The organism is Kribbella sp. CA-247076, from assembly GCF_050942445.1.
Taxonomy (GTDB): domain Bacteria; phylum Actinomycetota; class Actinomycetes; order Propionibacteriales; family Kribbellaceae; genus Kribbella.
This window is the reverse complement of sequence record NZ_CP192051.1, coordinates 5,992,931-6,015,368: the sequence shown is the minus strand read 5'-3', so window position 1 is coordinate 6,015,368 and position 22,438 is coordinate 5,992,931. Positions and strand designations below refer to the sequence as shown.

Annotated in this window: 20 protein-coding genes; 13 read left to right on the top strand and 7 right to left on the bottom strand. The window is 69.6% G+C overall.

Translation table 11 applies throughout. The annotated features are described in order from the left end of the window. Positions 1 to 82 precede the first annotated feature (82 nt). The 4 genes from ACQPYZ_RS28390 (at position 83) to ACQPYZ_RS28375 (ending at position 8,227) form a co-directional block, all read left to right on the top strand. Entirely contained in the window at positions 83 to 1,996 is a 1,914-nt protein-coding gene (locus tag ACQPYZ_RS28390) for a thioredoxin domain-containing protein (RefSeq protein WP_433161448.1), read from the top strand. 229 nt (positions 1,997 to 2,225) lie between these two features. Beyond that, positions 2,226 to 4,301: a M4 family metallopeptidase gene (locus ACQPYZ_RS28385; RefSeq protein WP_433161446.1), complete on the top strand. Its 2,076-nt coding sequence runs from the start codon at positions 2,226 to 2,228 to the stop codon at positions 4,299 to 4,301. Positions 4,302 to 4,387: 86 nt separating this feature from the next. Then, positions 4,388 to 5,803, top strand: a complete 1,416-nt coding sequence (locus tag ACQPYZ_RS28380; protein ID WP_433161444.1) for a M28 family metallopeptidase — start codon at positions 4,388 to 4,390, stop codon at positions 5,801 to 5,803. 123 nt (positions 5,804 to 5,926) lie between these two features. After that, complete coding sequence (locus tag ACQPYZ_RS28375; RefSeq protein ID WP_433161442.1) at positions 5,927 to 8,227, top strand: family 43 glycosylhydrolase; 2,301 nt, start codon at positions 5,927 to 5,929, stop codon at positions 8,225 to 8,227. Here the strand turns inward: ACQPYZ_RS28375 and ACQPYZ_RS28370 are convergent. From ACQPYZ_RS28370 to trhA, 3 genes are all read right to left on the bottom strand, one after another. Then, the gene (locus tag ACQPYZ_RS28370) at positions 8,224 to 8,757 is read right to left on the bottom strand and encodes a hypothetical protein (RefSeq protein WP_433161440.1); all 534 of its coding nucleotides are present in this window, start codon (positions 8,755 to 8,757) and stop codon (positions 8,224 to 8,226) included. The two genes, ACQPYZ_RS28375 and ACQPYZ_RS28370, sit on opposite strands and share 4 nt — an antisense overlap. 62 nt (positions 8,758 to 8,819) lie before the next feature. Next, the gene (locus tag ACQPYZ_RS28365; protein ID WP_433161438.1) at positions 8,820 to 9,992 is read right to left on the bottom strand and encodes a phosphotransferase; all 1,173 of its coding nucleotides are present in this window, start codon (positions 9,990 to 9,992) and stop codon (positions 8,820 to 8,822) included. Between the two features lie 91 nt (positions 9,993 to 10,083). Then, positions 10,084 to 10,779, bottom strand: coding sequence for a PAQR family membrane homeostasis protein TrhA (gene trhA, locus ACQPYZ_RS28360; RefSeq protein WP_433161437.1), 696 nt, complete (start codon positions 10,777 to 10,779; stop codon positions 10,084 to 10,086). Positions 10,780 to 11,030: 251 nt separating this feature from the next. Here trhA and ACQPYZ_RS28355 point away from each other — a divergent pair, with 251 nt between their 5' ends. Then, entirely contained in the window at positions 11,031 to 11,810 is a 780-nt protein-coding gene (locus ACQPYZ_RS28355; protein WP_433161436.1) for an isoprenyl transferase, read from the top strand. Here the strand turns inward: ACQPYZ_RS28355 and ACQPYZ_RS28350 are convergent. Then, positions 11,743 to 12,840: an NYN domain-containing protein gene (locus ACQPYZ_RS28350; protein WP_433161434.1), complete on the bottom strand. Its 1,098-nt coding sequence runs from the start codon at positions 12,838 to 12,840 to the stop codon at positions 11,743 to 11,745. The genes ACQPYZ_RS28355 and ACQPYZ_RS28350 overlap by 68 nt on opposite strands. A 400-nt stretch (positions 12,841 to 13,240) precedes the next feature. Between ACQPYZ_RS28350 and ACQPYZ_RS28345 the strand changes: the two genes are divergently transcribed. The 7 genes from ACQPYZ_RS28345 (at position 13,241) to ACQPYZ_RS28315 (ending at position 19,010) form a co-directional block, all read left to right on the top strand. Next, positions 13,241 to 14,575 (top strand): PhoH family protein, encoded by a 1,335-nt coding sequence (locus ACQPYZ_RS28345; RefSeq protein ID WP_433161433.1) that lies wholly within the window; start codon positions 13,241 to 13,243, stop codon positions 14,573 to 14,575. Between the two features lie 238 nt (positions 14,576 to 14,813). Then, the gene (locus ACQPYZ_RS28340) at positions 14,814 to 15,470 is read left to right on the top strand and encodes a hypothetical protein (RefSeq protein WP_433161430.1); all 657 of its coding nucleotides are present in this window, start codon (positions 14,814 to 14,816) and stop codon (positions 15,468 to 15,470) included. Positions 15,471 to 15,491: 21 nt separating this feature from the next. Beyond that, positions 15,492 to 16,151 (top strand): hypothetical protein, encoded by a 660-nt coding sequence (locus ACQPYZ_RS28335; protein ID WP_433161428.1) that lies wholly within the window; start codon positions 15,492 to 15,494, stop codon positions 16,149 to 16,151. Positions 16,152 to 16,169: 18 nt separating this feature from the next. Then, positions 16,170 to 17,573, top strand: coding sequence for a class II fumarate hydratase (locus ACQPYZ_RS28330; RefSeq protein ID WP_433161427.1), 1,404 nt, complete (start codon positions 16,170 to 16,172; stop codon positions 17,571 to 17,573). After that, positions 17,570 to 18,259: a DUF402 domain-containing protein gene (locus tag ACQPYZ_RS28325; protein WP_433161425.1), complete on the top strand. Its 690-nt coding sequence runs from the start codon at positions 17,570 to 17,572 to the stop codon at positions 18,257 to 18,259. The genes ACQPYZ_RS28330 and ACQPYZ_RS28325 overlap by 4 nt, the downstream gene beginning before the upstream one ends. Position 18,260: 1 nt before the next feature. Further along, positions 18,261 to 18,794 (top strand): hypothetical protein, encoded by a 534-nt coding sequence (locus ACQPYZ_RS28320; protein ID WP_433161423.1) that lies wholly within the window; start codon positions 18,261 to 18,263, stop codon positions 18,792 to 18,794. Positions 18,795 to 18,851: 57 nt separating this feature from the next. After that, complete coding sequence (locus ACQPYZ_RS28315; RefSeq protein ID WP_433161422.1) at positions 18,852 to 19,010, top strand: hypothetical protein; 159 nt, start codon at positions 18,852 to 18,854, stop codon at positions 19,008 to 19,010. A gap of 68 nt (positions 19,011 to 19,078) precedes the next feature. Here ACQPYZ_RS28315 and ACQPYZ_RS28310 read toward each other — a convergent pair whose 3' ends face one another. Both ACQPYZ_RS28310 and ACQPYZ_RS28305 read right to left on the bottom strand, forming a co-directional pair. Then, entirely contained in the window at positions 19,079 to 20,740 is a 1,662-nt protein-coding gene (locus tag ACQPYZ_RS28310) for a fumarate hydratase (protein ID WP_433161420.1), read from the bottom strand. A 78-nt stretch (positions 20,741 to 20,818) separates the two neighbouring features. Further along, the gene (locus ACQPYZ_RS28305) at positions 20,819 to 21,118 is read right to left on the bottom strand and encodes a hypothetical protein (RefSeq protein WP_433161418.1); all 300 of its coding nucleotides are present in this window, start codon (positions 21,116 to 21,118) and stop codon (positions 20,819 to 20,821) included. A 99-nt stretch (positions 21,119 to 21,217) separates the two neighbouring features. Between ACQPYZ_RS28305 and ACQPYZ_RS28300 the strand changes: the two genes are divergently transcribed. Next, entirely contained in the window at positions 21,218 to 21,910 is a 693-nt protein-coding gene (locus ACQPYZ_RS28300; RefSeq protein WP_433161416.1) for a DUF1707 SHOCT-like domain-containing protein, read from the top strand. Here the strand turns inward: ACQPYZ_RS28300 and ACQPYZ_RS28295 are convergent. Beyond that, positions 21,907 to 22,404, bottom strand: coding sequence for a hypothetical protein (locus ACQPYZ_RS28295; RefSeq protein ID WP_433161414.1), 498 nt, complete (start codon positions 22,402 to 22,404; stop codon positions 21,907 to 21,909). The genes ACQPYZ_RS28300 and ACQPYZ_RS28295 overlap by 4 nt on opposite strands. Positions 22,405 to 22,438 lie beyond the last annotated feature (34 nt).

The following is a 22,438-nucleotide window of genomic DNA, read 5'->3' as shown; positions in this document are numbered from 1 at the left end:
TATGGGCGCCGATCCGAGCAGGTTTGGTAACGAGCTAGGCCGGAGTACGAGTCCTTACCTGCGGCAGCATGCGGGGAATCCGGTGGCTTGGCGGGAGTGGTCGGCGGAGGCGTTTCGGGAGGCGCGGGAGCGGGACGTGCCGGTGTTCCTGTCGGTGGGGTACTCCGCCTGTCACTGGTGTCACGTGATGGCGCACGAGTCGTTCGAGGACGAGGCGACGGCGGCGTACCTGAACGAGCACTTCGTCAGCGTGAAGGTGGATCGCGAGGAGCGTCCGGACGTGGACGCGATCTACATGTCGGCGACGGTGGCGATGACCGGGCACGGCGGCTGGCCGATGTCGGTGTTCCTGACGCCGGAGGCCGAGCCGTTCTTCTGCGGCACGTACTTCCCGGCCGAGCCGCGCGGCGGGATGGCGTCGTTCCGGCAGGTGCTCGAGTCGCTGGTGGACGCCTGGCGGACCAAACGCGACCAGATCGACGGCATCGGCCGACGGGTGGTCGAGCAGCTCGGCGCCCAGCAGCAGCCGGGCCCGGGCGGTCAGGTCGACCTCGACCGGGCGGCCGCGCTGCTGAAGCTCGACTTCGACCCGGTGGACGCCGGCTTCGGCGCGGCGCCGAAGTTCCCGCCGTCGATGGTGCTCGACTTCCTGCTGCGCCACCACCGGCGGACCGGCTCCGAGGACGCGCTGGCGATGGTGGCGGCCACGTGCGACCGGATGGCCCGCGGCGGCATGTACGACCAGTTGGCCGGCGGCTTCGCGCGCTACTCGGTCGACGGGCAGTGGATCGTGCCGCACTTCGAGAAGATGCTGTACGACAACGCCCTGCTGCTGGACGTTTACACGCACTGGTGGACGGTCGGCGAGGACCCGCTGGCCCGGCGGATCGCCGAGGAGACCGCCGGCTTCCTGCTCGCCGAGCTCCGCACCGCCGAGGGCGGTTTCGCCTCGGCGCTCGACGCGGACACGGAAGGTGAGGAGGGCAAGTACTACGTCTGGACGCCGGACCAGCTCCGCGAGGCGCTGGACGAGGACGACGCCGCCTGGGTCGTCGACCTGTGTGACGTCACCGGCACCTTCGAGCACGGCTCCTCGGTCCTCCAGCTCCGCCGGGACCCCGACGACCCCGAGCGGTGGCAACGCCTCCGCGCGAAGCTCCTGGACACCCGGAGCCGTCGCACGTATCCCGGCCGGGACGACAAGGTCGTGGCCGCCTGGAACGGTCTCGCCATCACCGCGCTCGCCCGGGCCGGCGTGATCCTCGACCGCCCCGAGTACGTCGAAGCGGCCGAAGCGGCGGCCAGATTGATCCGGGACGTCCACCTCGACGACGCCGGCCGACTGCACCGCACGTCCCGGGACGGCGTGGCCGGCACCGCTCACGGTGTGCTCGAGGACTACGTGGCGTACGCCCAGGCCTGTCTGACGCTGTTGGGTGTCACCGGCAACGTCGAGTGGTTCGAGACCGCTCGACGCCTGCTCGACCGGACGCTCGAGCAGTTCGTTGCCGATGGCTCCTACTTCGACACGGCGGCCGACGCGGAGGAACTGGTCTGGCGTCCGCAGGACCCGACCGACAACGCCAGCCCGTCCGGCGTGAGCCTGGCGGCCGAAGCCTTCACGACGATGGCCGCCCTGACCGGATCGGTCCGCTACGAAACGGCCGCGGAGCAGGCGCTCGCGGCCTCGGCCACGATCGCCGACCGGGCGCCCAGGTTCGCCGGGCGGGCGCTCGCGGTCGCGGAAACCGTTGCCTCCGGCCCGCTCGAGGTCGCGATCGCGGGCGCGTCCCCGGAGTTGCTCAGGACCGCGCTCCGCACGGCGCCGTGGGGTACGGCGATCGTCCACGGCCCGCCCGGTCTCGCCGTACCGCTGATGGAGGGTCGCGACCTGGTCGACGGACGGCCGGCGGCGTACGTGTGTCAGAAGTTCACCTGCCGGCTGCCGGTCGTGTTGCCGGAAGACCTTCGCCGGGAGTTGACGCCGGCCCGCTGACAACGTCGGCGGTGCGGGTTTTCCCTGCCGTTTCGCGACATTCCCTTGACTCCGGGCCTGCCGGGGACGAGAGTCCTCCCTCAGTCGGATGTAACAGAACTCGCATGTCCTGACACACAGTGTCACACCAGAGGCAGTGGCACTGCTGGGCCAACCAACTGCATCCGGCGTCCCCAAATTGAATGGTCGCTGCGCCCAAACAGCGACCGCACCGTGAGGAGATGTTGTCTTGAAACGACTGACATCAGCAGGGGCGGTGGCCATCGCCGCGGCAGCAGGACTCGCCGCCGCGATCACCGGCCCGCCCGCGGGAGCCGCTGATCGCGCGGCTCCGCTCCCGGCGTCCGGCTTCGACCAGCCGGCCGCAGTCCAGGCCGAACAGGCGCTGACCGCGCAGACGGCCGCAGCTCTCGGACTCGCCAGTGGCGAGGTGCTCAAGGTCCGCGACGTCGTGAAGGACCCGGACGGCACCGAGTACGTTCGCTACGACCGCACGTACAATGGCCTGCCGGTCGTCGGCGGCGACCTGATCGTCAAGCGCAAGGGCGCGACCGTCGGTCAGGTGACCTACAACCGCGGCGCGAAGTCCGTCGGAGTCGCGACCAAGCCGACCCTGTCCCAGTCGGCCGCGCTCGCCACCGCCGCCAAGTACGCCGAGTTCAAGCCCACCGGCAACAGGGGCTCGCTGGTCGTGTTCGTCACCGAGACGAAGCCCGTCCTCGCCTACGACGTCGTCACCACCGGGGTGAAGGCGGACCAGACCCCGTCCGTCCTGCACTCCTACATCGACGCCAAGTCCGGCGCCGTGCTGGCCCAGAGCGACGAGATCAAGACCGGCACCGGCAACTCGATGTACTCCGGCACCGTCGGCATCGGCACCTCGGGCAGCTACACCATGAGCGACCCGAGTCGCGGCGGCAACCACACCACCGACCTCAACGGCGGGACGTCCGGCTCCGGTACGACGTTCACCGACCCCGACGACACCTGGGGCAACGGTGCCACCTCGAACCGCCAGACCGCCGGGGTGGACGCGCACTACGGCGCCCAGCTGACCTGGGACTACTACAAGAACGTCCACGGCCGCAACGGCATCTGGAACAACGGCCAGGGCTCGCGGTCGCGGGTGCACTACGGCAACGCGTACGTGAACGCGTTCTGGGACGGCACCCAGATGACGTACGGCGACGGCGCCGGCAACGCCCGTCCGCTGACCAGCATCGACGTGGCCGGCCACGAGATGAGCCACGGTGTCACCGAGGCGACCGCGAACCTGAACTACTTCGGCGACGCGGGCGGCCTGAACGAGTCCACCTCGGACATCTTCGGCACCGCGACCGAGTTCTCCGCGAACAACTCCGCCGACCCGGGTGACTACCTGATCGGCGAGAAGATCAACATCAACGGCAACGGCACCCCGCTGCGCTACATGGACAAGCCGTCGAAGGACGGGCGGAGCGTGGACTGCTGGTCGACCAGCACCGGCGGCATGGACCCGCACTACTCGTCCGGTCCGCTGAACCACTGGTTCTACCTGGCCTCCGAAGGCACCGGCAGCAAGGTGATCGGGGGAGTGACGCACAGCAGCACCGCCTGCAACGGCGCCACCATCACCGCGGTCGGCCGCGACGTCGCCGCCAAGGTCTGGTACCGCACGCTGAGCACCAAGCTGAACTCGGGCAGCACCTACAAGGACGCCCGCGAAGGCGCGATCACCTCGGCCAAGGAGCTGTACGGCGCCGACTCGGCCCAGTGCAAGGGGATCGAGGCCGCGTTCAACGGCATCTCCGTCCCGGCCGGTGCGGCCAAGTGCGACGGTGGCACCGACCCGGAGCCGCCGACCGGTGACAACCTGCTGCTGAACCCGGGCTTCGAGTCCGGCGCGGTGAACTGGACCGGCACGTCCGGCCCGATCACCAACAACAGCGGGCGGCCGGCCCGGACGGGCACCTGGAAGCTGTGGCTGCAGGGCAACGGCCGGTCCACCACCGAGAACATCAGCCAGTCCGTCGCCATCCCGGCGTCGGCGACCACCGCGACCCTGTCGTTCTGGATCCGGATCGACACCGCGGAGACGACCACCCGGACCGTGTACGACACCGCCAGGGTGCAGATCGTCGACGGTTCGACCACCACCACGCTGGCGACGTACTCGAACCTGAACAAGAACACCACCTACACGCAGAAGACCCTGGACGTCACCGCCTACAAGGGCAAGACGGTCTCGGTCCGGTTCCTCGGCCAGGAGGACTCGTCGCTGCAGACGAGCTTCGTGATCGACGACACCTCGCTCGTCGCGGGCTGAGCCGGCTCCACTGCGTCCGGGGCGCGCGGCTCCCGCCCGGGCCCGCGCCCCGGATTCTTCTTTGTTTGAGGCCAAAGGAGAGACCCATGCGCACACCGCTGTACTCCGGTCTCGGCGTCGTCCTCGTGGCCGGCGCGTTGCTCGTCCCGGGCAACGTCGCCGGCGCGGTCGAGTCCCCGGACATCTCGGTCACCAACGCCAAGGCGCACCTCGACCAGTTCCAGTCGATCGCCACCGCCAACGGCGGCAACCGCTACACCGGCCGCCCCGGTTACAAGGCCTCCGCCGACTGGGTGAAGGCCAAGCTCGACGCGGCCGGCTACGCCACCACCCTGCAGTCCTTCTCCACCTCGGCGGGTACGTCGTACAACGTGATCGCCGAGTGGCCGCACGGCGACGCGAACCACGTCGTGATGGCCGGAGCCCACCTGGACTCGGTCAGTTCGGGTCCCGGGATCAACGACAACGGCTCAGGCAGCGCCGGCGTACTCGAAACCGCCCTCGCCTACGCTGCCAGTGGCCAGACCCCCAGGAACCGGTTGAGGTTCGGCTTCTGGGGTGCCGAGGAGCTCGGGCTGGTCGGCTCGAGGTACTACGTCAACAACCTGCTCGCGGCCGAACGCGCGAAGATCGAGCTGTACCTGAACTTCGACATGATCGCGTCGCCGAACCCGGGCTACTTCGTGTACGACGACAACCCCGCGGGCAACGGCGCCCGGGACGACCTGGTCACCTACTTCACCGGCAAGGGCGTGCAGACCGAGTTCGTCGACGTCCAGGGCCGGTCCGACCACGCCGCCTTCCGGTCGCTCGGGATCCCGACCGCCGGCACGTTCTCCGGCGCCGAGGGGACGAAGTCGTCCGCACAGGCGGCCAAGTGGGGTGGTACGGCGGGGCAGGCGTTCGACCGTTGTTACCACCGCTCGTGCGACACCATCAGCAACATCGACCTGACCTCGCTGGACCGGCAGATCGATGCCATCGGCCACATGGTCTGGAACTACGCGCAGAAGGACTACGGCGACGGCCCACCGCCGACCGGTGACAACCTCCTGCTCAACCCGGGCTTCGAGTCCGGCGCGGTGAACTGGACCGGCACGTCGGGCCCGATCACCAACAACAGCGGGCGTCCGGCCCGGACCGGCACCTGGAAGGCCTGGCTGCAGGGCAACGGCCGGACCACGACCGAGAACATCGGCCAGTCGGTGACGATCCCGTCGTCGGCGACCGCGGCGACCCTGTCGTTGTGGATCCGGATCGACACCGCCGAGACCACCAACTCGACGGTGTACGACACGGTCCGGGTGCAGGTCGTCGACGGATCCACGACCACCACGCTGGCGACGTACTCGAACCTGAACAGGAGCACGTCCTACGTCCAGAAGACGCTGGACCTGACGCAGTACAAGGGGAAGACCGTCACGGTGAGGTTCGTCGGCCAGGAGGACTCCTCGCTGCAGACGAGCTTCGTCATCGACGACACCGCAGTGATCGCGAGCTGATCATCACGCGGGGCGCGCGCTCACGGGCGCGCGCCCCGCGTGATTTCCACGGTGGTCGAAGGTATCTGTACAGCGCTGTAAACGCTGCGTAGGATCGGGAGCTCCGCCCACCGAGGAGCTTCCATGCGCAAGCTTGTCGCCGCCGTACTCGCCCTGGGGGCACTGCTGACCCCGATCACCGCCATCGGAGCCACGCCTCCCACCTACACCAATCCGGTGACCGCGGGCGTCAGTCACCAGTTCGCCGACCCGTCGGTGATCCGCGGGCGGGACGGCTACTGGTACGGCTATGCGACCAACGGCACCCGCGCCCCGGGCGACGAGCGGCACCTGATGATGATCGCCCGATCGACCGACCTGGTGAACTGGGAGTACGTCGGCGACGTGTTCACCCCGGAGACGGCGCCGACGTACGACGGTCGTCCGGCCGACGTCGTCCGGCAGTTCTGGGCGCCGAGCATCGAGTACTTCGCCGGCCGCTACCTGCTCTACTACTCCTACGTCATCAACAACGGCGACGACAGGTCGTGGCGTGCCATCGGGGTCGCCACCGCCAGCCATCCGGCCGGCCCGTGGACCGATTCGGGACGCTATGTCACCGGTCCCGAGACCTGGGAGCCGCGTCCGGGCGTCACCGGATGGCGCAACGTGATCGACCCGGACGTCTTCACCGCTCCCGACGGCCGGCGCTACCTGTACTACGGCTCGGTGAACGGCGGGGTCCAGGCGGTTCAGTTGTCCGGTGACGGACTGCGGACGATCGGGACCCGCGTCCAGATCACCGCGGAGAACCGCTACGAGGCGGCGTACATCGTCCATCGTGGCGGGTGGTACTACCAGTTCCTCTCGGTGATCGGCGGCTGCTGCGCCGGACCCGCGTCGGCCTATCCGGTGGTGGTCGCACGGTCGCGGAATCCGCTCGGACCGTTCGTCGACCGCAACGGTCACCCGATCGCCGGCCGGTACGGCGGCGGGACACCGGTCCAGGTGCCGAATGGCAACCAATGGGTCAGCCCCGGCCACAACGCCGTCGCCACCGATCTGTCCGGGCAGGACTGGCTGGTCACCCACGGCATCGACAAGGGGGCGCCGTACGCCGGACCCGAGAACGCGCGCGGTCTCGTGATCAGCCGCCTGGACTGGATCGACGGTTGGCCGATCGCCAACGCCGGAAGGGGTTTGGAGGCCGGCCCCACGCCGGGACCCGCGACCGACACGCTCGTCGCAGATGCCGTCACGGGACCGCAGCCGAGCGACGTCTGGCAGCCGGCGGCAGGCTGGTCGGTCGGCACCGAGCCCGCCGGTGGCTACCTCCGCACCGACTCGCCAGGCATGCTGACGTCCGTCGTGCCCATCGACGGGGACGTCAGGGCGCGCGCCTCGGTCCGGCTGAACTCGGCCGGCCGTGCCGGTCTGGTGCTCGCCTCGGATGACCTGGGACGTGGCCTCCGCGTGCTCATCGACGCCGATCGTCGAGTGCTGAGGATCGAGGCTCGGTCCGGCTCAGGTGTGGTGCGGAGCGAGGCGTCGCTGCCGAAGGGGTTCTGGTACCACGACTGGCACGAGCTCACGGTCGAGCGGCGAGGGAACAGGGTGCACGCCGAGGTGAGCAATGCCGGCCTGTACGACCCGGTGGCACAGGCGAGCCTCGTCGTTCCCGGCGGCCTCGAATCCGGTCCGCTCGCCCTGGTTGCTGAGGGCAATGAAACGGTCCGTGCCGACTTCGACGACGTGACCGCGGCACCGCTGTTCCAGCCGGTCACGGTGCGCGAGCCGGATCCGGTGGCCGGCGCCGTCGACCCGGCGTACAGCGACGAATTCGCCCGGCCACTCGGCCCGGAATGGCGGTGGGTCCGGCCGCCGGCGGCGACGGTCGGCGGTGGACGGCTGACGTTCCCGGTGCAGACCCGGACGCTGGTCGACGCCCGGCCCAAGAGCGACGACGACGCGTCGGTGCTGCTCCGCGACCCTCCGCCGGGGACGTGGACCGCCGAGGCGAAGGTGACCGTGCCCTTCGGCGGCAGCCTCCCGTACGGCTGGCCGATGGCCGGCTTGATCGCGTACGCCGACGACGATCAGTGGGTCGTGCTCGGATCCGCGACCAGGGTCGACCCGCGCTATGCGAGCTTCGGGACCGAGCAATTGTTCGACGGAGCCGTTTCCTACGGCTACGCGGCGATCGGGCCGGTGGCGGACACGCTGTGGCTGCGACTGCGGCACCAGGTCGATCCCGTGAACGGCGAGCACGAGTACCAGGCGGCGATCAGCGTGAACGGCACCCGATGGACGTGGTACGGCGCTCGCACCCTCCGGGTCGGACCGCAGCCCGCGATCGGCCTGGTGGCCATGGACCGTGACGATGACCCGACCGGGCAGACGAACGGTCTGGCGGCGACGTTCGACTATTTCCGGATCTGGCGCTAGACCGGCTTGCAGAGTTTGCCCGTGGGGTTGGCGGCGACGGTGAGCAACTGGCTCACCGACGCCGACATCGGCTGCAGCTTGGGTTCCTCGAGCCGGGCGGTCCTTCCCTTCGCGGTGACCGCGACGATCATGTCGTCGGGGTGCCGGACCGTCGGTTTCACGATCGGGAGGGCCGCCCAGTCGACCTGCTGCGCGGCCGCGGTGACGGTCGCCAGCACGGACTGGTCCAGCTTGCAACGGACCGGCTTCTTTCCGCGCGAGGTCACCGTGGCGACCCCCTCGGTGTCGATCACCACCTTGTCGTCGAAGCCGGCGAAACCGCCGGTCCGGGTGACGATCAGCGGAAGGGCGCTACCGGCCGGAGTCGACTGGCTCGCGGTCGGCAGCGTCGGCGGAGGCGTGCCACCCGGGCCGGTCGACGTGGACGGCGTGGACGGGGTGCCGCCCGCGCCGTCGGACTCGTTGCCGCAGCCGGTCAGGACGAGTCCCGCGACCATGGCCACCACTGCGTATCTGCTCAGGTTCCTCACGCACCATGGATACCCGCAGTGGCGGCGTTCGTTGCAGCCGTGACACGACTGAGACCCGGTTGTCACACCACCGTCGAGACCAGGTTCACCAGCGCCCGGGTGAGCAGGACGCGTTCCTCGAACAGCGCCTGGCCGGCCTCGCCACCGGGCTGGGTGAGCTGCTCCAGTGGCAGCGCGGTGAAGGTCGCCCTCGCCAGCAGCGAGCCGAGGTAGCCGTACAGGACCTGCTCCTTGGTCGCCGCCATCCCGTCCTCGGCCAGCCCGCTCAGGAACCCCTTGACGATCGTCTTGTGGACGACCGGCAGTGCCTCGGGTGACAACTCGCCCGCGTGCGCGAGCCCCACCAGCAGTTGCCCGAGGTCGAAGCCGACGGCCTGTGGACAGTCGAATCCCCAGTCGATCACCACGAACTCGTCCGGTGTGTCCCGCGGGACCAGGAGGTTCTGCGGGCTCGCGTCCCCGTGCTGGTAGCACTGCGGCAGCGCGTCCAAGCCGTCCAGTACGGCGGGAAGCCGCTCGGCCAGCGCGAGCAGGTCGTCCCGGAGCCGGTGGTCGCCCAGGTGGCACACGGCCGCCGCGAGCATCGGGTGCCGCCAGGTCTCCGGATCCGCGAGTGCCGGCAGCGCGTTCATCGTCACCCGGCCGTTCGTGTAGTTGCGCAGCGCGTAACCGGGCTGGTTGCACTCACCGCGGGGGAGCAGCGGCTCGACCAGGTGCGGCTGCCGGCGGGCCGACAACCGACCCAGCAGGTACGCCGCACGCTCGAACCGCTCGATCGGCCACGGCCCGGGCTCCTGGATCACGTTCTCCATCCAGATGGTGCCGCGATCGTCGTCGTACAGGTCGATCCGGTACGCCGTCGGCAGCCGCATGCCGTCGGGGAGCAGGTCGCCGAGGCCACTGCGGTGGACGACGATCTCCAGTTGCCAGGGCAGGTCCCGGATGAACTTCTCCCGGAACGGCTCGGGCACCATCCCGAGGAACGGCCAGTGCCTGACCGACTGCAGTTTCTTGACGAAGGCGGACCAGCTGACGGTGTCCCCGGTCGGCAGGGTCGCCGTGCCGACGACCCGCAGCAGCGCTGCCGTGCTCGGCGTACCGATCGGATAGTCGACGACCTCGACCCGGACGTCGCCCGGCTCGGCCTCAGGCTGCCCGGTGACGGCGCGGACGAGAGCGGTCAGGTCGTCCCCGGTCAGCGCGTCCCGGCCCAGCGGTTCCAGTGCGGTGGTCATAGCTGTGTCCCCCCAAACGATGGCTACTGCCTATCGTGCGGGACGACCTTCAGCCAGTCTTCAGGGGTGGCACGGAGATGTGCCCGGCGGATCAGCCCGCCTGGTACGTCGCGATGCTGACCGCGATGTAGTGGCAGATGAACGCCGCCACGGTGAACGCGTGGAAGATCTCGTGGAAACCGAACCACTGGGGTGACGGGTTCGGCCGCTTGGTGCCGTAGACGACCGCGCCGATCGAGTACAGCCCGCCACCGACCGCGATCAGGGTGACCACCGCGGCGCCGCCGTACTGGTAGAAGTCGCCCATCCAGAAGATCGCCACCCAGCCGAGCGCGAGGTAGATCGGGGTGTAGAGCCAGCGCGGCGCGCCCACCCAGAAGATCCGGAACAGGATGCCCAGCAGCGCACCACCCCAGACCATGCTGAGCAGCAGGATCCGGTCCTTGCCGTGCAGCAGCACCATCCCCAGCGGGGTGTAGGTGCCGGCGATCAGCAGGAAGATGTTGCTGTGGTCGAGCCGGCGCAGGATCGCCTCGCCGGTCGGGCCCCAGTAGAACCGGTGGTAGAGCGCGGAGATGCCGAACAGCAGCATCGAGCCCAGCGTGTAGACCGCCGCCGCCCAGCGGGCGCTCGCGCCCGGGGCCAGGCAGATCAGCACGATGCCGGCGGCGGTCGCGAGCGGGAAGGTGCCGGCGTGCAGCCAGCCGCGGAGCTTGGGTTTGAGCGGTCCGAGCCTGCCGGACAGCCGATGACCGAGTTCGTTGGGCTGGGTGCTGGTCGTGGTCATCGCCGTCCTTCCGAGGTGCTCGCCGGGCGGTGCTGTTCCCTACGCAACCGTAACCTACGCAACCGTAGGTACCACTGCGGTAAGCCTGAAATGTAGGCGAGATCACCACTACGCACACCTCACCTCGCGTGTCCGACGCGCGAACACCGGCGAAAGTTCGATCGTCCACAGACCTCGCTGCGGCCCTCTCACCGGGGGCGATTCTGGGCTAGCGTTGGGTGCCGAGAGTCTTCGAGGAGAGCACCCTGCCCATGCGGACACCAGGCAAGCAGAAGCTGCGCGACGCCTTGTACACGCTGTACGAGCGCCGCGTCCGCCGGTCCCTGTCGCCGGACCGGATCCCGCGGCACATCGGCGTCATCATCGACGGCAACCGGCGCTGGGCCCGGTCGGCCGGCAACCCGGTGTCCCACGGCCACGAGGCCGGGGCGAACAAGATCTCCGAGTTCCTCGACTGGTGTGACGACGTCGGCGTCAAGGTGGTCACCGTCTGGATGCTGTCCACCGACAACCTCAGCCGCCCGGCCGACGAGCTGGAGCCGCTGCTGCGGATCATCGAGCAGACGGTCGAGGAGCTCACCGCGATCGGCCGCTGGCGGATCCATCCGGTCGGCGCCCTCGACCTCCTGCCGGGCGCGACCGCGGAGACGCTGAAGGCGGCCGAGACGGCCACCCACGGCGTCGAGGGCATGCTCGTCAACGTCGCGGTCGGGTACGGCGGCCGCCGCGAGCTGGCCGACGCGGTCCGGTCACTGCTGCTCGAGGAGGCCGCGAAGGGCATCTCGATCGAGGAGCTGGCCGAGCGCGTCGACGTCGAGCACATCGCCCGGCACCTGTACACCAAGGGCCAGCCCGACCCCGACCTGGTGATCCGGACGTCGGGGGAGCAGCGACTGGGCGGCTTCCTGCTGTGGCAGAGCGCGTTGAGCGAGTTCTACTTCTGCGAGGCGCTCTGGCCGGACTTCAGGCACGTGGACTTCCTGCGGGCGATCCGGAGCTACGCACAGCGGGAGCGTCGGTTCGGGACGTGACCCCGCGTCCACACCGGCGGCACGCCGTCCGCCGGCGCAGGTAGTAGGCGTAGGTCGCCACGCCGAGGCCCGCTCCCCAGAGCGTCCACAGGACGCCCGGAAGGTTCAGCGCCCAGTTGTTCGCGTACGTCGGCAGCTGGGCGTTCATCAGCCCAGCGGGGATGAGTACGACGGCCACCGCCGACGCGGGGATGATCGCCAGCAGCGGTGGCACTCGCTTGCCCGCCTTGAACCAGATCCACCGCGGGTAGACCTCGCCCCAGCGCCGGACCAGGCCGTGGGTGAGGATGCTGCCGATGATGCCCATCAGGGCCAGCCCGAGGCCCATCTCCAGCATGCCGGGGGTGTCGGCCATCATCTGGTGGAACTCGTCGGTGATCCCCAGCGGCCAGCCGAAGTACCAGGCCAGCCGGGTGAACTCGTAGGGAAGGTTCGCCACCACCGAGACGGCGACCGCCCAGCGTCCCCAGCGCAGCGCCGACTCCGGCGTCGTCCAGGTCTTCGCCGGCCCGTCGCCGCGGCCGCAGGAGACGCAGGCCTTCCGGCTGCGGCGGTGGTACGCGATCGCGGTCGCGGCCCAGAGCAGGCCGCCGACGAAGAGGACGACCAGGTTCACCCGGTGCCAGTAGAGGATGTCGCCGACGCCCTCCTGCTCGCCCGGGACGCCGGTGAACGCGAACAGCAGGATGGCCGGTGACAGCGCGAGCAGCGCCACCAGCGTGTAGTCGGGGATGACGAGGGCCAGGCCGACGGCGAGTACGCCGGCGATCGCCTGCAGCACGCTGCCGCGGGCGCGCCGCCTGGTCATCACGAGCGCGAGGACGGCGCCGCCGAGTCCGATCGCGGCCATCACCGGTGCTACGACCTCGGCCGGCGTACCTTCGAGGATCGACGCGGTGGCCCGGTCGTCGGGCACCTTCGCGAACGGGTAGTGGGCGCCGCCGAAGGACCAGTACAGGCCCAGTACGCCGTACACCAGCGACCAGAGCGCGGTCGCGTAACCGGTCAGTTCGGGCCAGTGTTTTCGCATGCAGTCAGCGTTCCGCGCGCGGCGGCGTACCGGATCACTCCGGAGAGTGAGCGGGCTCCCCCGTGTGGTGGACAAGGTGTAACAAGCCGTTAACCCCGAGGACGGGCGTGTCGGGCTGCGCGGTTTGGGCAGCGGACCTACCCTCCTAAGTGACGGTCGGAGGGGAAGCCGGCTGTCCGGGAGGCCCGATCAGCTTGAGAATCGTTCGCCAGCCGGTTGCCCCATGAGGGGCAGAACGGAGTGCCCGAGACGTACCGTCTCGATCTCACTGGTTCCCGTTGTCGCTCGTGCGGCGCAGCGGAGGGGATCTGCACCAGATCCCCGGGCCAGCTCCCGGTCCATCACTTAACCACTGGTGGGCCGGGCGTGGTGCACGTCGCGGCCCGAGAGGACGTGCGACATGGCTGCCACCCACGCCAAGGCGTCAAGTACCTCATCCACACCGGCCCAGCGCACTTTCGTGCTGGACACCTCGGTGCTGCTGTCGGACCCGCACGCGATGATGCGGTTCGACGAGCACGAGGTGGTCGTCCCGGTGGTCGTCGTCACCGAATTGGAGGGCAAACGGCATCACCCGGAACTCGGCTACTTCGCGCGCACCGCGCTGCGCCTGCTCGACGAGCTCCGGATCCTGCACGGACGTCTGGACGCGCCCCTGCCAGTGGGGGAGAAGGGTGGAACCCTCCGGGTCGAACTGAACCACACGGACCCGGAGAGCCTGCCGGCCGGTTTCCGGCTCGGCGACAACGACAGCCGCATCCTCGCGGTCGCCTGCAACTTCAAGGCCGAGGGCCGCGACGTCACGCTGGTCTCGAAGGACCTGCCGATGCGGGTGAAGGCGTCGGCCTGCGGGCTGATGGCCGAGGAGTACCGCGCCGAGCTGACGCTGGAGTCCGGCTGGACCGGGATGAGCGAGCTCGAGGTCGAGACCGCCGACGTGGACGACCTCTACGAGAACGGCGTCCTCGAGCTGCCGCAAGCCGGTGAGTTCCCGACCCACACCGGGCTGGTGCTGCTGTCCGAGCGGGGCAGCGCGCTCGGCCGGGTGATGCCGGACAAGCGGATCCGGCTGGTCCGCGGGGACCGGGAGGCGTTCGGGATCCGCGGCCGGTCGGCCGAGCAGCGGGTCGCGCTCGACCTGCTGCTGGACCCCGACGTCGGGATCATCTCGCTCGGCGGCCGGGCCGGCACCGGCAAGTCGGCGCTCGCGCTCTGCGCCGGTCTCGAGGCGGTGATGGAACGCCGGCAGCACAAGAAGGTGGTGGTGTTCCGGCCGCTGTTCGCGGTCGGCGGCCAGGAGCTCGGATACCTGCCCGGCTCGGAGTCGGAGAAGATGCAGCCCTGGGCGCAGGCCGTCTACGACACCCTCGGCGCGCTCACCAGCGCCGACGTGATCGACGAGGTGATGGACCGCGGCATGCTCGAGGTGCTGCCGCTGACCCACATCCGCGGCCGGTCGCTGCACGACGCGTTCGTGATCGTGGACGAGGCCCAGTCGCTGGAGCGCAACGTGCTGCTCACCGTGCTGTCGCGGGTCGGCGCGAACTCGCGGGTCGTGCTCACCCACGACGTCGCCCAGCGGGACAACCTCCGCGTCGGCCGGCACGACGGCGTGGTCGCGGTGGTCGAGCAGCTCAAGGGGCACCCGCTGTTCGCGCACGTGACCCTGACCCGCTCGGAGCGTTCGCCGATCGCCGCGCTGGTCACCGAGATGCTCGACGATCTGCAGCTGTGACCGGGGCGGTGGGGTGGGGAAGGTAGCGGTAAGGAGCGTTTCTACTCTTGGGTAATCAGAGTCTGTAAAGCACAAGTAAGAACTCGGTGCGGTCGCCACGTCGGCGGCCGCACCGTCCTTGTGACCTGCTTGTGATCACGGACCGTTTAGGCCAGAGTATGTTCCTGTTGCAGCCGACGGGGGTCGGGTTCTCTCGGAAGGACAGATGAAAGCGAAGCGCTCCGTCGCGGCTCTCTCAGTGACTGGGATCGCCGTCGTCTCCGTTGTCGCCGGTATCGACCTCTTCAGCTCTCCCGGCAGCAGCCACGCCTCCGAGCAGGTGTCCGGCCGGGCCGAGATGGCCGTGCTGAACAGTCAGAAGGCCCGGGTCGCCAAGACGCCGCCGGCTACGCCGACGCTCAGTGCGGAGCAGCAGGCCAAGGAGGTCGCCGCCCTGCGCAGCCAGGTCGAGGCCAGGACGGCGGCGCAGGACCAGGCCGAGGTGAAGCGGGCGGCCAAGAACGCCGCCCTGCGGCGGTACGAGGCGCTGCGGAAGACCAACCAGAACTCCGACGAGGAGCGCGCCAGCCGCGACGCCGAGCGCAAGAAACTCGAGGGCACCCCCAAGGAGGTCGCGCGCAACCTGCTGCCCGACCACGGCTGGGGTGATGGGCAGTTCAGCTGCCTGGAGAAGCTGTGGAACAAGGAGTCCCGCTGGCGCGTCGACGCCGACAACCCGACCTCGTCGGCGTACGGCATCCCACAGGCGCTCCCCGGCAACCGGATGGCCGCGTACGGCTCCGACTGGCGCACCAACCCGGTCACCCAGATCAAGTGGGGCCTGGACTACATCGAGGACCGCTACGGTTCGCCCTGCTCAGCCTGGTCCCACTCCCAGGCCAAGGGCTGGTACTGACCATCTCCTACTGTGGTGCCCGTGAGCGAGGTGGCGCGGGCGGTCAGTGAGCGCGGGGAGCTCGTGCTGCGGCGGCGTACGGACGACGACGCGCTGGAGCTGCGGGTGAACGGCGTCTTCGTGATGGACGACGTGGAGACCTCCAGCGAGGAGCTGCTCGCGTCGGCCGCGCTGGCCTCGGTACGACGTCCTGAGCGGGTGCTCGTGGGCGGTCTGGGCCTCGGCTACACCGTCCGCGCGCTACTGGCCGATCCGCGGGTCGGCGCGATCGTGGTCGCGGAGATCGAGCCCGAGTTGGTGGCGTGGATGCGTACCGGTCTGGTGCCGTCGGTGCTGGACGATCCGCGGGTGTCCGTGGTCGTCGGCGATGTCCGCGATGTGGTCCTCGCCCAGGACGACGCCTCGCTGGACGCGGTCCTGCTGGACGTGGACAACGGTCCGGACTTCCTGGTCTACAACGAGAACTCGGCGATCTACGCGCCGGCGTTCCTGGCGGAGTGCGCGTCCAGGTTGCGGACCGGCGGCGTACTGACCGTCTGGTCCTCGTCGGTCTCCGTGGACCTGGAGGACGCGGTCGCGTCCGTCTTCGGGACGTGTGCGGTCAGGCCCGTCCCGGTGCGGCTGCAGGGCCGGGCGGAGGAGTACTACGTCTACCAGGGCACGAGCGGCCGGCAGCGCTGAGCGACGTACTCTGCAGGTATGGGTGACAACGTGGAATTCAGGATCGAGCACGACACCATGGGCGAGGTCAAGGTGCCTCGGGACGCGTTGTGGCGGGCGCAGACCCAGCGTGCGGTGGAGAACTTCCCGATCTCCGGCCGGCCGCTGGAGCCGGCGCTCGTACACGCTCTCGCCCAGATCAAGGCCTCGGCCGCGGTGGTGAACGCCGAGCTCGGCGTCGTCGATCGAGCGCAGGCCGACGCGATCGTCGCGGCCGCGGACAAGGTCGCCGCGGGGGAGTACGACGCCGAGTTCCCGATCGACGTGTTCCAGACTGGCTCGGGGACGTCGACGAACATGAACACCAACGAGGTGCTCGCCACGCTGGCCTCCCGCGAGCTCGGCACCGAGGTGCACCCGAACGACCACGTCAACGCGTCCCAGTCGAGCAACGACACGTTCCCGTCGGCGATCCACGTCGCCGCCACCGCGGGCGTCGTCCAGGACCTGCTGCCGGCGCTCGAGCACCTGGCGGATTCCCTGTCGCGCAAGGGATCCGAGTTCGCCGAGGTGGTGAAGTCGGGCCGGACCCACCTGATGGACGCGACGCCGGTGACGCTCGGGCAGGAGTTCAACGGGTACGCGCAGCAGATCCGCCGCGGTGCGGACCGCGTCCGGGCCACGCTGCCGCGGGTGGCCGAGCTGCCGCTCGGCGGGACGGCGGTCGGCACCGGGATCAACACGCCGCCGGGGTTCGCCGCGAAGGTGATCGACGAGCTCAACCGGCGGACCGGGCTGGAGCTCCGGGAGGCCGAGGACCACTTCGAGGCCCAGGGGGCGCGTGACGGGCTGGTGGAGCTGTCGGGCCAGCTCAAGACGATCGCGGTCAGCCTGACCAAGATCTGCAACGACCTGCGCTGGATGGGATCCGGGCCGCGGGCCGGGCTGGGCGAGATCCAGCTGCCCGACCTGCAACCGGGGTCGAGCATCATGCCGGGCAAGGTGAACCCGGTGATCTGCGAGGCGACGCTGATGGTCGCCGCCCAGGTGATGGGCAACGACACCACGATCTCCGTGGCCGGTGCCGGCGGCAACTTCGAGCTGAACGTGATGCTCCCGGTGATCGCCCGCAACCTGCTCGAGTCGATCACCCTGCTGGCGAACTCCTCCCGCCTGCTGGCCGACCGCTGCGTCGACGGCATCACCGCGAACGTCGAGCACGCCCGCGCGCTGGCCGAGTCCTCGCCGTCGATCGTCACCCCGCTGAACCGCTACATCGGGTACGAGAACGCCGCCGCGGTTGCCAAGAAGGCACTCCGCGACGGCAAGACGATCCGCGAGGTCGTGCTCGAGAACGGTCACGTGCGCGACGGCGACCTGACCGAGGAGCAGTTGGACGCCGCGCTCGACGTACTCTCGATGACTCGGCCGGCCCAGTCGTGAGTGCCGCGGCGGCGTCCGAGCCGGGGCGCTTCTGGGAGCCGGGCACGGTTATCGAGTGGGTGTACCAGGGGACCGGACGGCACGAGGACAAGCCGAACGTCCGGCCGATGACGGTGGTGCGCGACGACGAGGACGGGCTGGTCGCCTGGCTCGCGCCGGGGACGCCGCTGATCAAACCGGTGCTCACCGACGGCCGCGAGACCCGGTACGCCGGTCCGGTCGCGATGTTCACCGAGGAGCGAGTGCTGAAGCTCGACGTCTGGCGCGGCACCGGGATCCTCAAGGTGCTGCCGCCGGGGAAGCCGTGGTCGGTCTGGCACTTCTGGGCCGAGGACGGCACGTTCCGCGGCTGGTACGTGAACCTCGAGGCACCCCACGTCCGCGACCTGGCGGCCCGCCGGACCAGCACGGTGGACCACGTCCTCGACCTGTGGATCCACCCCGACCGCACGATCGAGTGGAAAGACGAGGACGAACTCGAGGGCGCCGTCACCGCCGCCCGCTTCACCCCCACCGAAGCCGCCGCCATCACCGCCGACGCCGAGGCCGCCGTACGCGAGATCGAGGCCTGGAGACCGCCGTTCTCTGATGGCTGGCAGTCCTGGGCGCCGCCCGCAAACTGGCGGCTGCCGACAGCCCCGACCGATCACCAGCCGACGCTGATCGCCGAGGAGCTGCACAGCTGACATGCCGCGAGCCCTCCTGCTGACCGGCGGCGGTGGCGTCGGCAAGACCACCATCGCCCAGTCGATCGGCGCTCTCCTCACCGCGCGTCGGGACCGCACCGCGGTGCTCGACCTGGACGCCGTCGCCCAGTTCGGCCCGGCCGGGCTGCCGGTGCCGGCCCTGGCCCGCCGCCCTCTCCCCGGGCTCCGGTTCCACGACCAGCTGCGGGTCCACAACCTCGCCGCGGTCTGGACCACCTACCGCGATGCCGGAGCCCGGTTCATGGTCGTCAGCGGTCATGTGGAGACGCCCGAGCTCCGAGCGGCGTACGCCTCGGTGCTGCACGACTGCGACGTACAGCTGGTGCGCCTGGACACGCCGGTGGAGCTGATCGCCGAGCGGACCCGGACCACCCGCGGGCCTGAGTGGGATCTGGAGGCTGCGCTGGCCCAGGCGGCGACTCATCAGCCGATTCAGGACTTCACACTGGCGAACGACCGGGCGCCCGCGGAGGTCGCCGCCGAGGTGGTCGCCGCCGCCGGATGGGTCCGGTGAGACAACGGGTGGGTTACGAGGGGTTGTCAGTGCCGGGTTCGGTCTTACCGTGGAAACATGTACACGATCGAGCTGCAACCTGAGGAGCTGCGACTACTGCGATCCGCGCTCGGGTCGTACCTCCAGGCGTTCGGGCACAACGAGGCCGATGTCGTCCAGGCCGCGAAGACCCTCCTCCTGAAGCTCCCCGAGCCAGTGGAGGCCAAGGCCGGCTAGCTGCTCCGCCGGTCAGTCCCGGCCCGGCTGGCTGCCGGAGCCGGGCCGCTTCGTGCGTCTCCCCAACCTCAGCTTCTCGGGCGGACTGTCAGTGGGACCGGCTTCTTGGTGTCGGTGAAGAAGTCGTTGCCTTTGTCATCCACGACCACGAAGGCCGGGAAGTCCTCGACCTCGATCCTCCACACCGCCTCCATGCCCAGCTCGGCGTACTCGATCACGTCGACCGACTTGATGCAGTCCTGCGCCAGCCGCGCCGCCGGCCCGCCGATCGAGCCGAGGTAGAACCCGCCGTGCTGCTTGCACGCCTGCGTCACCTTCGCCGATCGGTTGCCCTTGGCAAGCATCACGAACGATCCACCGGCCGCCTGGAACTGGTCGACGTACGCGTCCATCCGCCCCGCCGTCGTCGGCCCGAAGGAGCCGGACGCGTACCCCTCGGGCGTCTTCGCCGGGCCGGCGTAGTAGACCGCGTGGTCGCGCAGGTACTGCGGCATCGGCTCGCCGGCGTCCAGCCGCTCCTTGATCTTCGCGTGCGCGATGTCGCGCGCCACCACGAGCGGCCCGCTCAGCGACAGCCGCGTCTTCACCGGCAGCTTCGACAGCTCGGCCCGGATCTCGCTCATCGGCCGGTTGAGGTCGACCCGGACGACGTCGGAGTCGTCCAGGTGCTCGTCGGTGGTGTCCGGCAGGAACCGCGCCGGGTCGCGCTCGAGCTGCTCCAGGAACACGCCGTCGGGGGTGATCTTCGCCAGCGCCTGCCGGTCGGCCGAGCAGGACACCGCGATCGCGACCGGGCAGGACGCGCCGTGCCGCGGCAGCCGGATCACCCGGACGTCGTGGCAGAAGTACTTGCCGCCGAACTGCGCGCCGATGCCGAAGTCCTGGGTCAGCTCGAAGACCTTCTCCTCCAGCTCCAGGTCCCGGAACCCGTGCGCGAGCGGCGATCCCGCCGTCGGCAGCGTGTCGAGGTAGTGCGCGGACGCGTACTTCGCGGTCTTCAGCGCGTACTCCGCCGACGTCCCGCCGACGACGACGGCCAGGTGGTACGGCGGGCAGGCCGCCGTACCCAGGGACCGGATCTTCTCGTCCAGGAACTCCATCATCCGCGACGGGTTCAGCACCGCCTTGGTCTCCTGGAACAGGAACGACTTGTTCGCCGAGCCGCCACCCTTGGCCATGAACAGGAACTTGTACGCCGGGTCCGTGGTCGCCGGGGTGGAGTAGAGCTCGATCTGGGCCGGCAGGTTCGAGCCGGTGTTCTTCTCGTCCCACATGGTCAGCGGGGCCAGTTGCGAGTAGCGCAGGTTCAGCTTGGTGTAGGCGTCGTACACGCCGCGGCTGATCCACTCCTCGTCGATCACGCCGGTGAGCACGCCCTCGGACTTCTTGCCCATCACGATCGCGGTGCCGGTGTCCTGGCACATCGGCAGGACGCCGCCGGCGGAGATGTTCGCGTTCTTCAGCAGGTCGAGGGCGACGAACCGGTCGTTCCCGGACGCCGCCGGGTCGTCGATGATCCGGCGCAGCTGGGCCAGGTGCGCGGTCCGCAGGTAGTGCGAGATGTCGTGCATCGCCTCCGCGGTCAGCGCTTGCAGCACCTCCGGCTGCACCTGCAGAAAGGTCCGGTCGCCGGCGGTGAACGTGCTCACGCCTTCGGTCGTCAGCAGTCGGTACTCCGTCTCGTCGGCACCGAGCGGCAACAAGTCGGAGTAACTGAAGTCGGCGGACACCGGCGTACCTCCATCACAAGTGGTCTGAGCGCCCCCAGCCTAGATCGCCCCCACCAACCCGCCGAGGTTAGGCACCACTCAGTCGGTCAATGCTCGCAGGGCACCAGGCACCTCGAGCCCGAGCGTTAGCCGGTGCCAAGCCCGGCTGAAGTTGCTGGCCTTGGGGTCGAACCTGACAGCCGGCACCGGCGCCCGGCGCAGCGCGAACGCGAGCCCGTTGATCCCGGCCTGCCCGATGGCGAAGAGCACTATCCCGGCGATCGCCGTCGCCGGAGCGCCGGTCACCTGGCCGATCAGGACCAGCACGACGCCGGCCCAGTTCGCAACCAGCAGGGCGAGGTAGGCGCCGGCGTACGTGCGCCGTCCAGTCCAATCCATGCGGATCAGTATGCGGCCCGCGCGTCAGGGGTGGAGTCAGGGTTGATTGGGGGTGGAAACCTGGCTGCGGACGGGGTGGGGCGCGCTTAAGGTTTTGGTGTGGCTCAGGATGAGGTTCCCCAGGACGACCGCCCGCAGGACTCGGTGCCCGCCCGCCCGGCACCGCCGACCGGTGACGAGTTGGCGATGCGGCGGAGAGTGTCGGATCTGGAGCGCGAGGAGGTCGGCGACGTACTGCGCGAGGCCGCGGCCGAAGGGCGGTTGTCGTACGGCGAGCTCGAGGACCGGCTGGAGACCCTGTACGCCTCGAAGACGTACGGCGAGCTGGTCGAGCTCACCGCCGACCTGCCGAACGGTCCGCGCGCACCCGGAGTCCCGGCCGTCAACCCGCAGTACTCGGGCGCCATGGTCGAGAACGGCCCGACCATCAACGCGTTCATGTCGGAGACCAAGCGCACCGGCGCCTGGCTGGTCCCGCAGCGCCAGGAGGTCAACGCCGTCCTCGGCGACGTCACCCTGGACTACACCGAGGCCCAGCTCCCGTCCGATGTCGTGTACGTCGAGGTGAAGGCGATCCTGGCCGACGTGAAGATCCGCGTCCCGCAGAACGCGATCGTCCACCTCGACAGCAACCCCATCCTCGGCAACGTCTCCGAACAACAGTCCGGCCCCGCCGACCCCACCCCGAGCACCGGCACCCCGCCCACCTTCCACATCCGCGGCACCGCGATCCTCAGCGAGATCAAAGTCAAACGAGGCCCCCGCCTCACCAAACGCCTCGGCCTCGCCTAACTCACGCCGGTCGTCCGGTGCTCGGCGAGCAGAACCTCGAGCCAGGCGGCCAGGGCTGAGAGGTCCCGGACGGTGTCCTGCCTGAGGATCAGGTCCTTGGCCCAGACGTCGGCCGGGATGATCGGCAGACTCCCGGCGAATCCCGGCCTGTGCGGGATGCCGATCGAGCCGACGTCGGTCCAGGGCATGAAGCGCCTGCGGCCCATACGGATGCCTTCGCGGTCGATGGTCAGAGCCGGGCGCTGCGTCGCGACCTGCCAGCCGATCAGGACGAAGAGGCAGGCGACACCCGCCAGACCGATGAACCAGAAGACGCGGTCGGTCCCGCCCTCGCTCAGCGAGTCGATCGACATGATCATGTTCGGGGCGAGCAACAGCACGAGTGCGCCGAACCGGATCAGCAGAGGCCGTCGGCGGACCGGAAACACCACTCGACCGGAGCGCTGCCACTCCGCCGTCCACACCTCAGGTGATGCCTCGCCCATGACGGTCATCTGAACTCCCAGATCCTGACTCCCCCCGGAGCAT

Coding starts and splice junctions, on each gene's coding strand:
- ACQPYZ_RS28380 (WP_433161444.1), top strand. CDS start 4,388: ATGCGCACACCGCTGTACTCCGGTCTCGGCGTCGTCCTCGTGGCCGGC.
- ACQPYZ_RS28375 (WP_433161442.1), top strand. CDS start 5,927: ATGCGCAAGCTTGTCGCCGCCGTACTCGCCCTGGGGGCACTGCTGACC.
- ACQPYZ_RS28365 (WP_433161438.1), bottom strand. CDS start 9,992: ATGACCACCGCACTGGAACCGCTGGGCCGGGACGCGCTGACCGGGGAC.
- trhA (WP_433161437.1), bottom strand. CDS start 10,779: ATGACCACGACCAGCACCCAGCCCAACGAACTCGGTCATCGGCTGTCC.
- ACQPYZ_RS28355 (WP_433161436.1), top strand. CDS start 11,031: ATGCGGACACCAGGCAAGCAGAAGCTGCGCGACGCCTTGTACACGCTG.
- ACQPYZ_RS28350 (WP_433161434.1), bottom strand. CDS start 12,840: ATGCGAAAACACTGGCCCGAACTGACCGGTTACGCGACCGCGCTCTGG.
- ACQPYZ_RS28345 (WP_433161433.1), top strand. CDS start 13,241: ATGGCTGCCACCCACGCCAAGGCGTCAAGTACCTCATCCACACCGGCC.
- ACQPYZ_RS28330 (WP_433161427.1), top strand. CDS start 16,170: ATGGGTGACAACGTGGAATTCAGGATCGAGCACGACACCATGGGCGAG.
- ACQPYZ_RS28320 (WP_433161423.1), top strand. CDS start 18,261: ATGCCGCGAGCCCTCCTGCTGACCGGCGGCGGTGGCGTCGGCAAGACC.
- ACQPYZ_RS28315 (WP_433161422.1), top strand. CDS start 18,852: ATGTACACGATCGAGCTGCAACCTGAGGAGCTGCGACTACTGCGATCC.
- ACQPYZ_RS28305 (WP_433161418.1), bottom strand. CDS start 21,118: ATGGATTGGACTGGACGGCGCACGTACGCCGGCGCCTACCTCGCCCTG.
- ACQPYZ_RS28295 (WP_433161414.1), bottom strand. CDS start 22,404: ATGACCGTCATGGGCGAGGCATCACCTGAGGTGTGGACGGCGGAGTGG.